The following is a 14,612-nucleotide window of genomic DNA, read 5'->3' as shown; positions in this document are numbered from 1 at the left end:
CAAATCTAGCCGCCCAGCACCCTCGGCAGAGCCAAGGCGGAGTCGATGGCCAGCGCGCAGAACACCACGGCGAGATAGTTGTTCGACTGCAGGAACAACCGCAGCGGCTTCACCGGTTCCCCGCGCTTCACACCCGCGTAGAGCTGGTGCGCCATCACCAGGAACCAGACCCCGGCCAGCAGTGCCACCGCCGCGTACAACCAGCCGGTGGCCAGGGTCAGCGCCAGCGTGGTGAGCACCGTCGCCCAGGTGTAGATCACGATCTGGCGGGTGACCTGTTGCTCGGTGGCCACCGCGGGCAGCATCGGCACCCCGGCGGCCTTGTAGTCGTCCTTGTACCGCATGGCCAGCGCCCAGGTGTGCGGGGGCGTCCAGAAGAAGATGATCAAGAACATCACCAGGGCGGGCCATTGCACGGTCCCGGTGACCGCCGACCAACCGATCATCACCGGCATACATCCGGCCGCGCCGCCCCACACCACGTTCTGGGAGGTGCGCCGTTTGAGAAGCAGCGTGTAGACGAACACATAGAACGCGATCGTCACCAATCCGAGCACGCCCGAGAGCAGGTTGGTGGTCCACCACAGCCAGGCGAACGAGCCGGCTGAGAGCACCAGCCCGAAGATCAGCGCATGCCGGGTGGGCACCGACGCACGGGCCAGCGGCCGCAGCGCCGTGCGCTTCATGACCTTGTCGATATCGGCGTCGGCAACACAGTTCAGGGTGTTGGCACCGGCCGCGGCCATCATGCCGCCGATCAAGGTGTTCAGGATCAGCAACGGGTCGACCGTGCCACGGTCGGCCAACAGCATGGCCGGAATAGCCGTGACCAGCAACAGCTCGATCACGCGCGGTTTGGTCAGCGCCAGATATGCCAGAAACGTCGTACGGATCCGACTGGGCGCTTCGCTAGCTGACCGGCGCTCGCGAATGCTCACGCAAATAACTCCTCGGGCAGCGTCACGCGGGCTTGTACTACAGACGATGGTAGACCGCGGGTCTGTGAGCCCGACACCGCAGGGTCAATTCGGGTGAACAGACAAGTAAACGTGCGCCAACCGGTCTGCCACGGACGAGTCCGCCCCACTAGGGTGTTTTAGAGGAAAGAAGAGCTGATCTCGCAGACGCTAGGAGCACGCGTAGTGACCACCACCGAGGAGATTTCCGCCCTCACCCGCCCCAACCACCCGGACGACTGGACGGACCTCGACTCGGTCGCCGTCGACACCGTGCGCGTTCTGGCGGCTGACGCGGTGCAGAAGGTCGGCAACGGCCATCCTGGCACCGCGATGAGCCTGGCCCCGCTGGCCTACACCCTGTTCCAGCGCCAGCTCCGGCACGACCCCAGCGATGTGCACTGGTTGGGCCGCGACCGGTTCATCCTGTCGTGCGGGCACTCCAGCCTGACGCTGTATCTGCAGCTGTACTTGGGCGGCTTCGGCCTGGAACTGGAGGACATCGAGGCGCTGCGCACCTGGAAGTCCAAGACCCCCGGACACCCGGAGTTCCGCCACACCAAGGGTGTGGAGATCACCACCGGCCCGCTGGGCCAGGGGCTGGCCAGCTCGGTCGGCATGGCGATGGCCGCCCGCTACGAACGCGGCCTGTTCGACCCCGACGCCGCGCCGGGCACCAGCCCGTTCGACCACTTCATCTATGTGATCGCCTCCGACGGCGATATCGAAGAAGGCGTCACCAGCGAGGCCTCCTCGTTGGCGGGCACCCAACAGTTGGGGAACCTGATCGTCTTCTACGACAAGAACCACATCTCCATCGAGCACGACACCGATATCGCGCTCAGCGAGGACGTCGCGGCCCGCTACCGCGCGTACGGGTGGCATGTCCAGGAGGTCGAGGGCGGCGAGAACGTCACCGGCATCGAGGCCGCCATCGAGGAGGCCAAGAAGGTCACCGACAAGCCGTCGTTCATCTCGGTGCGCACCATCATCGGCTACCCCGCCCCCACCAAGATGAACACCGGTGGCGTGCACGGTTCGGCACTCGGCGCCGACGAGGTGGCCGCCACCAAGAAGGTGCTGGGCTTCGACCCGGACAAGTCCTTCGAGGTGCGCCCGGAGGTCATCGAGCACACCCGCAAGCTGGTCGACCGCGGCCGGGAAGCCCACGAGAAGTGGCAGGTCGGTTTCGACGCCTGGGCGCAGCGTGAGCCCGAGCGCAAGAAGCTGCTGGACCGGCTGCTGGCCAACGAACTGCCCGAGGGCTGGGACGCCGACCTGACCTACTGGGAGCCCGGCTCCAAGGCCGTCGCCACCCGTGCCGCGTTCGGCAAGGTGCTCAACGACGTCGCCCCCAAGCTTCCCGAATTATGGGGCGGCTCAGCCGATCTCGCAGGTTCCAACAACACCACGATCAACGGGGTGAAATCGTTCGGGCCGCCGTCGATCTCGACGTCGGACTACACCGCGGACCCCTACGGCCGGGTACTGCACTTCGGTATCCGTGAGCACGCGATGGGCTCGATCCTCTCCGGCATCGTGCTGCACGGGCCGACCCGCGCCTTCGGCGGCACGTTCCTGCAGTTCTCGGACTACATGCGGCCCGCGGTGCGGCTGGCGTCCCTGATGGATATCGACACCATCTACATCTGGACCCACGACTCGATCGGTCTCGGTGAGGACGGCCCCACCCATCAGCCGATCGAGCACCTGGCCGCCCTGCGCGCCATCCCGAATCTGTCGGTGGTGCGCCCCGGCGACCCGAACGAGACCGCCTACGCGTGGCGCAGCATCATCGCCCGCGGCAACGGCAGCGGGCCGGTGGGTTTCATCCTGACCCGACAGGGCATCCCAGTGTTGGAAGGCACCGACTCCGACGGTGTGGCCAGGGGTGGCTACGTGTTGGGCGGTGGCAACCCCGCCGACGATGCCGACGTGCTCCTGATCGCGACGGGTTCGGAGTTGCAGCTCGCGGTGGAGGCGCAGAAACAGTTGGCGGCCAAGGACATCGTCGCCTACGTGGTGTCGATGCCGTGCGTGGAATGGTTCGAGTCGCAGCCCAAGGAGTACCGCGATTCGGTGCTCCCGCCGGACGTGTCGGCACGTGTCGCGGTGGAGGCGGGGATCGCCCAGCCGTGGCACAAACTGGTCGGCGACACCGGCGAGATCATCTCGATCGAACACTACGGCGAGTCCGCAGACGACAAGACGCTGTTCCGCGAGTTCGGCTTCACCGCAGAGGCCGTCGTCGCCGCCGCGGAACGCTCGTTAGCCAACTGACCGCACCGCGGTCGAAGACAACTAGACCAGTACAGAAAAGGCAAACCATGACTCAGAACCCGAACCTCGCGGCGCTGAGCGCCGCTGGCGTCTCCGTATGGCTCGACGACCTGTCCCGCGAGCGACTGCAGACCGGCAACCTGCAGCAGCTGATCGACACCCGCAGCGTGGTGGGTGTCACCACCAACCCGTCGATCTTCCAGGCCGCGCTGTCCAAGGGCACCGCCTACGACGCGCAGGTCAAAGAGCTCGCCGAGCGGGGCGCCGATGTGGATGCCACCATCCGCACCGTCACCACCGACGACGTGCGCAACGCCTGCGACGTGCTGGCCAAGGCCTACGAGGCCTCCGGCGGCGTCGACGGCCGTGTCTCGATCGAGGTCGACCCGCGGCTCGCGCACGACACCGACAAGACGATCCTGCAGGCCATCGAACTGTGGAAGATCGTCGACCGGCCCAACCTGCTGATCAAGATCCCCGCGACGTTGGCCGGCCTGCCCGCCATCACCGCGGTGATCGCCGAGGGCATCTCGGTCAACGTCACCTTGATCTTCTCGGTGGAACGCCACCGGGCGGTCATCGACGCGTATCTGGCCGGCCTGGAGGCCGCCGCCGAAGCGGGCCATGATCTGTCCAAGATCCACTCGGTGGCCTCGTTCTTCGTGTCGCGGGTGGACACCGAGATCGACGCCCGGCTGGAGAAGATCGGCACCGAGGCGGCGCTGGCACTGCGCGGACAGGCCGGGGTGGCCAACGCCCGGTTGGCGTACGCCGCCTACGAAGAGGTGTTCGGTGGCGAGCGGTTCGCCACGCTCAAGGAATCCGGTGCGCGGGTGCAGCGTCCGCTGTGGGCGTCCACCGGCGTGAAGAACCCGGATTACTCCGACACCCTCTACGTCACCGAGCTGGTGGCCGCCAACACCGTCAACACCATGCCGGAGAAGACCCTTGAGGCCGTCGCCGATCACGGCGTCGTCACCGGGGACACCATCTCGGGCACCGCCGCGGCGGCGCAGGAGGTCTTCGACAAGCTCTCGGCCATCGGCATCGATCTGCCCGACGTGTTCAAGGTGCTCGAGGACGAGGGCGTCGACAAGTTCGAGAAGGCCTGGGGCGAGTTGCTCGAGGCCACCCAGGGACAGCTGGACGCTGCGAAGAAATGACGATGGCCACCGACACAGGTGCCGCATGGCGTAACCCGTTGCGGGACAAGCGCGACAAGCGCATGCCCCGCATCGCGGGGCCGTGTGCGGTGGTGATCTTCGGCGTCACGGGCGACCTGGCCCGCAAGAAGCTGATGCCGGCCATCTACGACCTGGCCAACCGCGGCCTGCTGCCGCCCAGTTTCGCGCTGGTCGGGTTCGCCCGGCGCGACTGGGCGGACGAGGATTTCGGCAAGATCGTCTACGACGCGGTCAAACAACACGCCCGCACCCCGTTCCGTCAGGAGGTGTGGGACCGCCTCGCCGAAGGCTTCCGGTTCGTCCAGGGCACCTTCGACGACGAGGCCTCCTTCGAGCGCCTGAAGGACACCCTGCACCAACTCGACATCGACCGCGGTACCAGCGGTAATCACGCCTTCTACCTGTCGATCCCACCGAAGGCGTTCCCCCAGGTCTGCGAGCAGCTGTCGAAGTCCGGACTGGCCGACAAACCGGAGGGCAGCTGGAGCCGGGTCGTCATCGAGAAGCCGTTCGGGCATGACCTCAAGAGCGCCGAGGAACTCAACGGCGTGGTCAACAGCGTGTTCCCGGAGTCGTCGGTGTTCCGCATCGACCACTACCTGGGCAAGGAGACCGTCCAGAACATCCTGGCGCTGCGCTTCGCGAACGAGTTGTTCGAACCGGTGTGGAATTCGCACTACGTCGACAGCGTGCAGATCACCATGGCCGAGGACATCGGCCTCGGTGGGCGCGGCGGGTACTACGACGGTGTCGGCGCGGCCCGTGACGTGATCCAGAACCACCTGCTGCAGTTGCTGGCGCTGACGGCGCTGGAGGAGCCGGTGAGCTTCTCCCCCGCCGAACTCCAGGCCGAGAAGATCAAGGTGCTCTCGGCGACCAAGCTGGTGGAACCGCTGGAGGAGACCACCTCCCGGGGGCAGTACGCCGCAGGTTGGCAGGGTGGCCAGAAGGTGGTCGGCCTGCTCGACGAGGAGGGTTTCTCGAAGACCTCGACCACCGAGACGTTTGCGGCCATCACGCTGGAGGTCGATACCCGGCGCTGGGCCGGCGTGCCCTTCTATCTGCGCACCGGAAAGCGGTTGGGCCGCAGGGTCACCGAGATCGCGCTGGTGTTCAAACGGGCACCGCACCTGCCGTTCGACAACACCATGACCGATGAGCTGGGCCAGAACGCGCTGGTGATCCGGGTCCAGCCCGACGAGGGCATCACCCTGCGGTTCGGGTCCAAGGTTCCCGGCCACCTGATGGAGGTCCGCGATGTCAGCATGGACTTCTCCTACGGTTCGGCCTTCGCCGAGGAGTCCCCGGAGGCCTACGAACGGCTGATCCTGGACGTGCTGCTGGGTGAGCCGTCGCTGTTCCCGGTGAATGCCGAGGTCGAATTGGCCTGGAAGATATTGGATCCCGCGCTGGAGTACTGGGCCACCCACGGCAAACCGGATCCGTACGAGTCCGGCACGTGGGGCCCCGATTCGGCGTTCGAGATGTTGCGCCGGACCGGGCGCGAATGGAGGCGTCCCTAGCGTGATACTGGATCTGCCGGACACCGATACCGGTGCCATCAACAAGAAGATCGTCGAACTGCGCGAAGAGGGTGGCGCGATCACCCTCGGCCGGGTGCTGACGCTGGTGGTCGCGCCCGACAGCGAGTCGCTGCTGGAGGAGTCGATCGAGGCGGCCAACGCCGCCAGCCGCGAACATCCCTGCCGCGTCATCGTCGTCATCCCCGGCGACCGGCTGACGACCGAGGCCCGGCTGGACGCGCAGCTGCGGGTGGGCCGCGACGCCGGCGCCAACGAGGTTGTCGTGCTGCACCTTTCGGGCCCGCTCGCCAATCACGCCAGCAGCGTGGTGATACCGTTCCTGTTGCCCGACACCCCCGTGGTGACCTGGTGGCCGGACCTGGCGCCGGCCAAACCGGCCGAGGATCCGCTGGGCAAACTGGCGATCCGCCGGATCACCGACGCCACCAACGGCGCCGATCCGCTGGCGTGCATCAAGAGCAGGCTGGCCGGATACTCCCCGGGTGACACCGATCTGGCGTGGAGCCGGATCACCTACTGGCGGGCGCTGTTGGCCGCCACGCTGGATCAGGCGCCGTACGAGCCCATCACCTCGGTGCTGGTGTCGGGGCTGAAGGACGAACCCGCCCTGGACATCCTGGCCGGCTGGCTGGCCGGCCGGCTGGACTGCCCGGTATCGCGCGCGGTCGGCGAGCTGAAGGTCGAACTGACCCGGGCGAGCGAGACCATCGTGCTGAGCCGCCCGCAGGAGGGCGTCACCGCGACGCTGACCCGCACCGGGCGGCCGGACGCACAGATCCCGTTGGCCCGCAGGGAGACCCGCGACTGCCTGGCCGAGGACATGCGCCGGCTGGATGCCGACGATATCTACTTCGAAGCACTGCAGGGAATCGACAAGGTGGACTATGTCTGAGCGCGTGATCGAGACCTACCTCGACCCAGACGAGTTGGCCGCGGCGGCCGGCGCCCGGCTGGTGGGCGCCATCACCTCGGCGATCGCCAACCGCGGCGAGGCCTCGATCGTGCTGACCGGTGGGACCGTCGGGATCAAGCTGCTGCGCCACGTCGTCGGGTTCGGCACCGATATCGACTGGTCCAAGGTGACGCTGTACTGGGGTGACGAACGCTTCGTGCCGGCCGCCGACGAGGACCGGAACTTCAAGCAGGCCCGGGAGGCGTTGCTGGAGAGCATCGACATCCCGTCGGCCAACGTGCACGCGATCGCGGCCAGCGACGGCGAGTTCGGCGATGCCATCGAGGATGCGGCGGCCGCCTATGAAGCCCTGCTGCCCGCGGAATTCGACGTGCACCTGTTGGGCATGGGCGGTGAGGGACATATCAACTCGCTGTTCCCCCACACCGACGCGGTGCGCGAGACCACCCGTCTCGTAGTCGCGGTGACCGACTCCCCCAAGCCCCCACCCCGGCGGATCACCTTGACGCTGCCCGCCGTCGCCCGGGCCCGTGAGGTGTGGCTGGTGGTCGCGGGTACCGAGAAGGCCGACGCCGTGGCCGCCGCTCTCGGCGGCGCGGCTGCCGTGGACGTCCCGGCCGCCGGCGCCCTCGGCACGGAGAAGACCGTGTGGCTGCTCGACGCGGCGGCCGCTGCCAAGCTCTGAGCCGCGGGCCCGGCCCTTCGGGCCTACCCGGAGTTGCGCAGCGCGGTGGCCAGCCCGCTCATGGTGAGCAGGATGCCGCGCTGCACCAGCTCCTCGGTATCGCCGGCACGGTGGCGCCGCAGGAGTTCCACCTGCAGGTGATTCAGCGGCTCCAGGTAGGGGAACCTGTTGAACACCGAGCGGGCCAGCGCGGCGTTGTCGGCCAGCAGGTCGTCCTGGCCGGTGATGAGCCGGTGCATCCTGATGGTCCGGTCGTGCTCGGCGAGGATCTTGTCGAACACCCGCGCCCGCAGCTCCTCGTCGCCGACGAGCTCCGAATACCGCGCCGCCAGGCCCATATCCGACTTGGCCAGCACCTGTGCCATGTTCGACAGCACGGTCCGGAAGAACGGCCACCGCTCGTAGAGGTCCTGTAGCACCTCGAGTCGGGCGGCTTCGTCCTGCGGGCCGTTGGCCGAGATGAACTCCTCGAACGCCGTGCCGGTGCCGTACCAGCCGGGCAGCATGACCCTGGACTGGCTCCAGGCCAGCACCCACGGGATGGCGCGCAGGTCGGAGATGGCCGTGGTGGGCTTGCGTGAGGTGGGCCTGCTGCCGATGTTGAGCGCCCCGATTTCGCTGACCGGTGTGGAGGCTTTGAAGTACTCGACGAAACCCGGTGTCTCGTGCACCAATTCGGAGTACGCGCGCTGAGCGCGGGCAGCCAGGTCGTCGAGTACCGCATAGGCGTCTTCGGCCAGACCGCCCAACCCTTCGGTGTCGAGCAGCGTCGACTCGAGGGTCGCCGCCAGCAGCGTCTCCAGGTTGCGGTGTGCGATGCGGGGCTCGGCGTACTTGGCGGCGATGATCTCGCCCTGCTCGGTGAGCCGCAACGAACCCTTCACCGCCCCGGGCGGCTGGGCCAGGATCGCGTCGTAGCTGGGTCCACCACCGCGGCCGACGGTACCGCCGCGACCATGGAAGAGCCGCAACCGGATTCCGGTCTTACTGGCCGATTCGACCAGATCGAGTTCGGCCCGGTACAGCGCCCAGTTGGCCGCCAGATAGCCGCCGTCCTTGTTCGAGTCCGAGTAGCCGAGCATGATCTCCTGATGCTCGTCGCGCGCGGTCACCATGGCGCGGTATACCGGCAGAGCGAGCACCGACTCCAGGATGGCCGCCCCGCGCTGCAGGTCGTCGATGGTCTCGAACAGCGGCACGACACCGACCGGGGCGTACGGCTGATCACCGGAAACATCAAGCAGCCCAGCCTCTTTGAGCAGGACCGCGGCCTCCAGCATATCGGAGACGGACTGGCACATGGAGATGATGTAGTTGGGGACCGCCTGCGGCCCGAACACCTTGACCGCCCGTGCCGCGGCCGCGACGATCCCGAGTTCCTTGCGTGCCAGCTCGGACAGTTCGGCGCCCTCGCCGATCAGTGGCCGCCGAGTGGCGATCTCGGCGGCCAGCAACGCCACCCGCTCCTCCTCCGGCAGCGAGGCGTAATCGGGATGCACGCCCGCCCACGCCAGCAGTTCGGCGACGACCTCCTCGTGCACCTCGGAGTTCTGCCGCATGTCCAGCCCGGACAGGTGAAAACCGAAGACCCGCACGGCTTCCCGCAACCGGCCCAATCGATCATCGGCCAGCACTGCGCTTCCGTTGGCCCGCAGCGACGCGTCGACGATATCCAGATCGGCCAGCAGTTCGGCCGGGGTCACATACGGTTCCAGACCCAGATCGAGCACCGCCTCCGGCTGTTCGTCCAGGATGGCCGCCGCGGTCGCGGTGAGACGGGCGTGAATGACCCGCAGCGCCCGGCGGTACGGCTCGTCCGCGCGGGCCGGTTCGGTGCACATCGAGATCAGCCCCAGCAGGCCGTCGGTGACGTGCACCAGCCGCGCCGACATGGACAGTTCCTGTTCCAGCGCGGTGAGCTCGTCGAAATAGTGCGCGATCGCGGTGTAGGCGGCCCGCCCGGTCGCCAGCCGCACGATATCGGCGTTGACATTCGGGTTGCCGTCCCGGTCGCCGCCGATCCACGAGCCCGGCCGCAGGATGGGGTCGGCCGGCAGCTCGGCCCCGGGGAACAGGGTTTCCAGCGCGGTCCGCACCTCGGCGTTGACCTGCGGGATGACCTCGAAGAACGCCGACTGGTAGTAGCGCAGCCCCGTCTCGATCTCATCGGAGATCTTCAGCCGTGACAGGCGGATCAGCGCGGTCTGCCAGAGCGTGAGGATATGCCTGCGCAGTTCGGTCTCGATATCGCGGCCGTCCGCGGTGGCGGTGTGCCCCTGCGCCCGCAGCCGCATCAGCTCGGTGATCCGGTGCTGGGTGTCGAACACCGTCCTGCGCCGCGTCTCGGTGGGGTGTGCGGTGATCACCGGGGAGACCAGCGCACCGCGCAGCGCCTCGGCGACGTGCTCGGCATCCAGGCCGGCGGCGTCCAGTTTGAGGTAGGTGGCGGCCAGACTGCTGTCCTGCGGTGGCTCACCCGCCGCGACGTGCACGGCCCGGCGCCGTTCGCGGTGGATGTCCTCGGCGACATTGGCCAGCAGGGCGAAATGGGTGAAGGCCCGGATGACGGGAATCGCCAGGTGGATGTCGACACCGGCGAACAGGTCGGCCAGGTCGGCCCGGTCGAGTTCGGAGCGGCGCACCTGGAACGCGCCGACCCGGGCACGCTCCACCAGGTCGAACACCACATCGCCGTGCTGCTCGCGGACGGTGTCACCGAGGATCGCGCCCAACAGCCGGATGTCTTCGCGCATCGGTTCGGTGGCCTCACGGCCCACGTGGGTCCGCCGCACCGATCCGATCGGTTCCAGCACCGTTTCCACGCGTCCGTTGTCAGCCATGTGCTCAATTATCGACGGCAGCCTGTGCCTGTGCAGGGCGAGACTGGCGGTACCGCTGTTCTACGCTGACCCGGTGCTGATGAACGTGATGTCCTTCGCCGCCGCGGCGGTGATCGTGGTGCTGTTGCCGGGCCCGGACACCCTGGTCGTGGTCCGCGGCATGGTGCGCGGGGGCACCAGGGGCGGGGTGCTCACGGCACTGGGCGTGCTGTGCGGCCTGACGGTGTGGGTTGCCGCGGCGGCGTTCGGGCTGGCGGCGCTGCTGCGGGCCAGCGAGGTCGGTTACGAAGCGCTCAAGATCGCCGGCGCCTGCTATCTGGTGTGGCTGGGCGTGCAGTCGTTGCGCTCGCTGCGGCGGACCACCGCGGAGCGTGCGGGCCCGCCGACCGGACCGGACACCACCGGGCTCGGCCTGCTGCGACCCGGATTCCTGTCCGGATTTCTCACCGACATCCTCAACCCGAAGGTCGGGGTGTTCTTCGTGAGCTTCCTGCCCGGCTTCGTACCGGCGGGCTACCCGGTCGGCTGGACGACGCTCGCCCTCGGCGGCCTCTTCATCGTGCTGACCGCCTGCTACTGCGCGGGCTTGGTGGTTGCGTCGGGCACCATCGCGAGCTGGATGCAGACCCCGCGGATACGCCGCCGGCTGGACACCCTGACCGGATTGGTCCTGGTGGGCTTCGGCGTGCGCCTGGCCACGGAAAGCTAGACGAGCGAGCTAGACGAGCGAGCTAGACGACGAGGGAGCCAGCCGTCAGACGTTGTACTTGATGCGCAGCGCCATCCCGATGATGGACACCACCCAGATACCGACGATGAAATAGGTCAGCCGGTCGAGGTTCTTCTCCACCACCGTCGAGCCGGAGAGGCTCGACTGCACGCCGCCACCGAACAGGGTCGACAGGCCGCCACCCTTGGCGCGATGCAGGAGCACCAACAGCACCACCAGAACGCTGGTGACGACGAGGGTGATCTGCAGAGCGAGTTCCATGGCGGTCAGCCTACCGGGCCCGAAATCACGGCAGGGGCCCGCCCGCCGCAATCGCGGACAGCGTGGCGAACTGCTCGCCGTCCAGCGACGCACCACCGACCAGCGCACCGTCCACATCGGGCTGGCCGACGATCTCACCGACGTTCTTGGCGTTGACCGAACCGCCGTAGAGCACCCGCACCCCGGCGGCGATCTCCGGTGATGCCAGCGCCACCAGCTCGTCGCGGATGGCCTTGCACACTTCCTGCGCGTCGGCGGCACTGGCGACCCGCCCGGTGCCGATCGCCCACACGGGCTCGTAGGCGATCACCACCTGGCTGATCTGCTCGGCCGACAGCCCCGCCAGCGAGCCCCGCAACGAGTTCACGTTGAACTCGACGTGGTTGCCCGCCTCGCGCACATCGAGCTGTTCCCCGATACAGACGATCGGGGTGAGCCCGTGCTTGAGTGCGGCCTTGGCCTTGGCGGCCACCACCTCGTCGGACTCGGCATGGTAGGTGCGCCGCTCCGAATGCCCGACGACGGCGAAGGTGACCCCCAGCTTGGCCAGGAACGCACCGCTGATCTCACCGGTGTAGGCACCGGAATCGTGCTGGGACACGTCCTGGGCACCGTAGGTGAGCCGCAGCTTGTCCCCGTCGACCAGGGTCTGCACACTGCGCAGATCCGTGAACGGCGGGATGACGGTCACATCCACCTTGTCGAAATACTTGTCCGGCAAGGCGAAGGCGATCTTCTGCACCAGCGCGATGGCCTCGAAATGATTGAGGTTCATCTTCCAGTTGCCGGCGATCAGCGGCTTACGTGCCATATTTCTACGACTCCAGTACTTCTATTTCAGGATATCGATGCCGGGCAGGGTTTTGCCCTCGAGGTATTCCAGCGACGCGCCGCCGCCGGTCGAGATGTGCGAGAAACCGTCCTCGGGCAGGCCGAGCTGACGCACCGCGGCCGCCGAGTCGCCGCCGCCGACGACGCTGAACGCGCCCTTGGCGGTGGCACCGATGATCGCCTCGGCGACCCCCTTGGTGCCCGCGGCGAACTCCGGGAACTCGAACACACCCATCGGGCCGTTCCAGAACACCGTCTTGGCGTTCGACAGCAGCGCCGTGAACCGCTTCACCGACTCCGGGCCGATGTCCAGGCCCATCTTGCCTTCCGGGATCTGGTCGGCCGCCACCGTCTCGTGCGGCGAGTCCGCGGCGAACCCGTCGGCCACCTCGATGTCCACCGGCAGGTGGATCACATCACCGTATTTTTCGAGCAGGTCCCTACAGGTATCCAACATCTCGACCTGGCACAGCGAGTTGCCCACCGAAAGCCCCTGCGCGGCAAGGAAGGTGTAGCACATGCCGCCACCGATGACGATGCTGTCGGCCTTGGTGGCGAGGTTCTCGATGACCGCGAGCTTGTCGGACACCTTGGAACCACCGAGCACCACCGCATAGGGCCGCTCGCCTGCGCTGGTCAGCTGCTGCAGCACCTTGACCTCGGTGGCCACCAGCGTGCCCGCGTAATGCGGCAGCAAGGTCGCGACGTCGTACACGGAGGCCTGCTTGCGGTGCACCACACCGAAACCGTCGGAGACGAACGCCCCCGGCGTGCCGTCGGCACCCTCGACCAGGCCGGCCAGGGCCTTGGCCAGCGCGAGCCGCTCGGCGTCGTCCTTGCTGGTCTCCCGCGCGTCGAAGCGGATGTTCTCCAGCAGCAGCACGTCACCGTCGGTCAAACCTTCGGCACGCGCCAGGGCGTCAGAACCGACCACATCGCCGGCGAGCTGGACGTGGCGGCCCAGCCGCTCCCCCAGCGCCGCGGCCACCGGGGCCAGCGAGAACTTCGCCTCCGGCGCACCCTTCGGGCGACCCAGGTGCGCGGTCACGACCACCTTGGCGCCGGCGTCGGCCAGTGCCTTCAGCGTCGGCACCGAGGCGATGATGCGCCCCGGATCGGTGATGACCCCGTTGTCGTCGAGGGGGACGTTCAGGTCGGAGCGCACCAGGACGCCCCGACCTTCGACACCCTCTTTGAGCAGATCAGAAAGCGTGGCAACCACTGTGTCTCTATCCCGTCGCTTCGCTCGCCCCGATTACAGCGACTTACCGACCAGCGCCACCAGATCCACGAGGCGGTTGGAGTAGCCCCACTCGTTGTCGTACCAGGAGACGACCTTGGCCTGGTTGTCGATGACCTTGGTCAGACCCGAGTCGAACAGCGAGCTGTGCGGATCGGTGACGATGTCACTGGAGACGATCGGTGCGTCGTAGTACTTGAGGATGCCCTTGAGCTTGCCCTCGGCGGCGGCCTTCATGGCGGCGTTGATCTCGTCGGCGGTGGCCGACTTCTTCAGCTCGGCGGTGAGGTCGGTGACTGAACCCGTGGGGATCGGCACCCGCAGCGCGTACCCGTCCAGCTTGCCCTTGAGCTCCGGGAGCACCAGGCCGATGGCCTTGGCGGCACCGGTCGAGGTCGGCACGATGTTGATCGCGGCGGCACGGGCGCGGCGCAGATCGCTGTGCGGGCCGTCCTGCAGGTTCTGATCCTGGGTGTACGCGTGGATGGTGGTCATCAGGCCCTTGACGATGCCGAACTCGTCGTTGAGGACCTTGGCCAGTGGGCCGAGGCAGTTCGTGGTGCACGAGGCGTTGGAGATGATGTTCTGGCTGCCGTCGTACTTGTCGTCGTTGACGCCCAGCACGATGGTGATGTCCTCATCGGTGGCCGGCGCGGAGATGATGACCTTCTTGGCGCCCGCATCCAGGTGGCCCTGGGCCTTGTCGCGCTTGGTGAAGATGCCGGTCGACTCCACGACGATGTCGACGCCCAGGTCGCCCCAGGGCAGGGCCGCCGGGCCCTCCTTGACCTCGAGGGCCTTGATCTTGGTGTCGCCGACGACGATGGTGTCCTCACCCTCGAGGGTGACGTCGTAGGGCAGTCGGCCCAGGATCGAGTCGAACTTGAGCAGATGCGCCAGGGTGGCGTTCGAGGTCAGGTCGTTGACCGCGATGATCTCGATGTCGGTGTTCTTGCCCGCAGTCTTCTGCGCGTCCAGTGCGCGGAAGAAATTGCGCCCGATGCGGCCGAAGCCGTTGACGCCTACCCGAATGGTCACAGTGTCTCTCCTAGATCGTCGAGGGAAATCGCGGTGAACTGCTCGCACGTCAGCCTAGTAGTGCTGCTTCGCCCGCGTGCGGGCTGGTCAGGACACGGCCGGGACTGGTC

Annotated in this window: 12 protein-coding genes; 6 read left to right on the top strand and 6 right to left on the bottom strand. The window is 67.4% G+C overall.

Annotated elements, in window-relative coordinates; all coding sequences use genetic code 11:
- Positions 1-5: 5 nt before the first annotated feature.
- Positions 6-938: a heme o synthase gene (locus tag FHU31_RS14465; RefSeq protein ID WP_167159305.1), complete on the bottom strand. Its 933-nt coding sequence runs from the start codon at positions 936-938 to the stop codon at positions 6-8.
- A gap of 204 nt (positions 939-1,142) precedes the next feature.
- Here FHU31_RS14465 and tkt point away from each other — a divergent pair, with 204 nt between their 5' ends.
- Genes tkt through pgl form a run of 5 tightly spaced genes read left to right on the top strand, consistent with a single transcriptional unit; the run spans position 1,143 to position 7,562 of the window.
- Positions 1,143-3,236 (top strand): transketolase, encoded by a 2,094-nt coding sequence (gene tkt, locus FHU31_RS14460; RefSeq protein WP_167159303.1) that lies wholly within the window; start codon positions 1,143-1,145, stop codon positions 3,234-3,236.
- A gap of 47 nt (positions 3,237-3,283) precedes the next feature.
- Complete coding sequence (gene tal, locus FHU31_RS14455; RefSeq protein WP_167159302.1) at positions 3,284-4,399, top strand: transaldolase; 1,116 nt, start codon at positions 3,284-3,286, stop codon at positions 4,397-4,399.
- Between the two features lie 2 nt (positions 4,400-4,401).
- Positions 4,402-5,943, top strand: a complete 1,542-nt coding sequence (zwf, locus tag FHU31_RS14450) for a glucose-6-phosphate dehydrogenase (protein ID WP_167159300.1) — start codon at positions 4,402-4,404, stop codon at positions 5,941-5,943.
- Position 5,944: 1 nt separating this feature from the next.
- The gene (gene opcA, locus FHU31_RS14445; protein WP_167159298.1) at positions 5,945-6,856 is read left to right on the top strand and encodes a glucose-6-phosphate dehydrogenase assembly protein OpcA; all 912 of its coding nucleotides are present in this window, start codon (positions 5,945-5,947) and stop codon (positions 6,854-6,856) included.
- Positions 6,849-7,562: a 6-phosphogluconolactonase gene (gene pgl / locus FHU31_RS14440; protein ID WP_167159296.1), complete on the top strand. Its 714-nt coding sequence runs from the start codon at positions 6,849-6,851 to the stop codon at positions 7,560-7,562. Before opcA ends, pgl begins: the two co-directional genes overlap by 8 nt.
- 23 nt (positions 7,563-7,585) lie before the next feature.
- Here pgl and ppc read toward each other — a convergent pair whose 3' ends face one another.
- Positions 7,586-10,402 (bottom strand): phosphoenolpyruvate carboxylase, encoded by a 2,817-nt coding sequence (gene ppc / locus FHU31_RS14435; protein WP_167159294.1) that lies wholly within the window; start codon positions 10,400-10,402, stop codon positions 7,586-7,588.
- Positions 10,403-10,481: 79 nt separating this feature from the next.
- Here ppc and FHU31_RS14430 point away from each other — a divergent pair, with 79 nt between their 5' ends.
- Complete coding sequence (locus FHU31_RS14430) at positions 10,482-11,111, top strand: LysE family translocator (RefSeq protein ID WP_234901450.1); 630 nt, start codon at positions 10,482-10,484, stop codon at positions 11,109-11,111.
- Between the two features lie 45 nt (positions 11,112-11,156).
- Here the strand turns inward: FHU31_RS14430 and secG are convergent, their stop codons facing one another.
- Genes secG through gap form a run of 4 tightly spaced genes read right to left on the bottom strand, consistent with a single transcriptional unit; the run spans position 11,157 to position 14,502 of the window.
- Positions 11,157-11,393, bottom strand: coding sequence for a preprotein translocase subunit SecG (secG, locus tag FHU31_RS14425; protein ID WP_090358042.1), 237 nt, complete (start codon positions 11,391-11,393; stop codon positions 11,157-11,159).
- Positions 11,394-11,418: 25 nt separating this feature from the next.
- Entirely contained in the window at positions 11,419-12,204 is a 786-nt protein-coding gene (tpiA, locus tag FHU31_RS14420; RefSeq protein ID WP_167159290.1) for a triose-phosphate isomerase, read from the bottom strand.
- A 21-nt stretch (positions 12,205-12,225) separates the two neighbouring features.
- Positions 12,226-13,446, bottom strand: a complete 1,221-nt coding sequence (locus tag FHU31_RS14415) for a phosphoglycerate kinase (protein ID WP_167159288.1) — start codon at positions 13,444-13,446, stop codon at positions 12,226-12,228.
- 33 nt (positions 13,447-13,479) lie between these two features.
- Positions 13,480-14,502, bottom strand: a complete 1,023-nt coding sequence (gap, locus tag FHU31_RS14410; protein ID WP_167159286.1) for a type I glyceraldehyde-3-phosphate dehydrogenase — start codon at positions 14,500-14,502, stop codon at positions 13,480-13,482.
- Between the last annotated feature and the right edge of the window lie 110 nt (positions 14,503-14,612).

This window comes from Mycolicibacterium fluoranthenivorans, from assembly GCF_011758805.1.
GTDB lineage: Bacteria > Actinomycetota > Actinomycetes > Mycobacteriales > Mycobacteriaceae > Mycobacterium > Mycobacterium fluoranthenivorans.
Note: the sequence above shows the minus strand (reverse complement) of the source record. Positions and strands in the feature narration are given on the sequence as shown.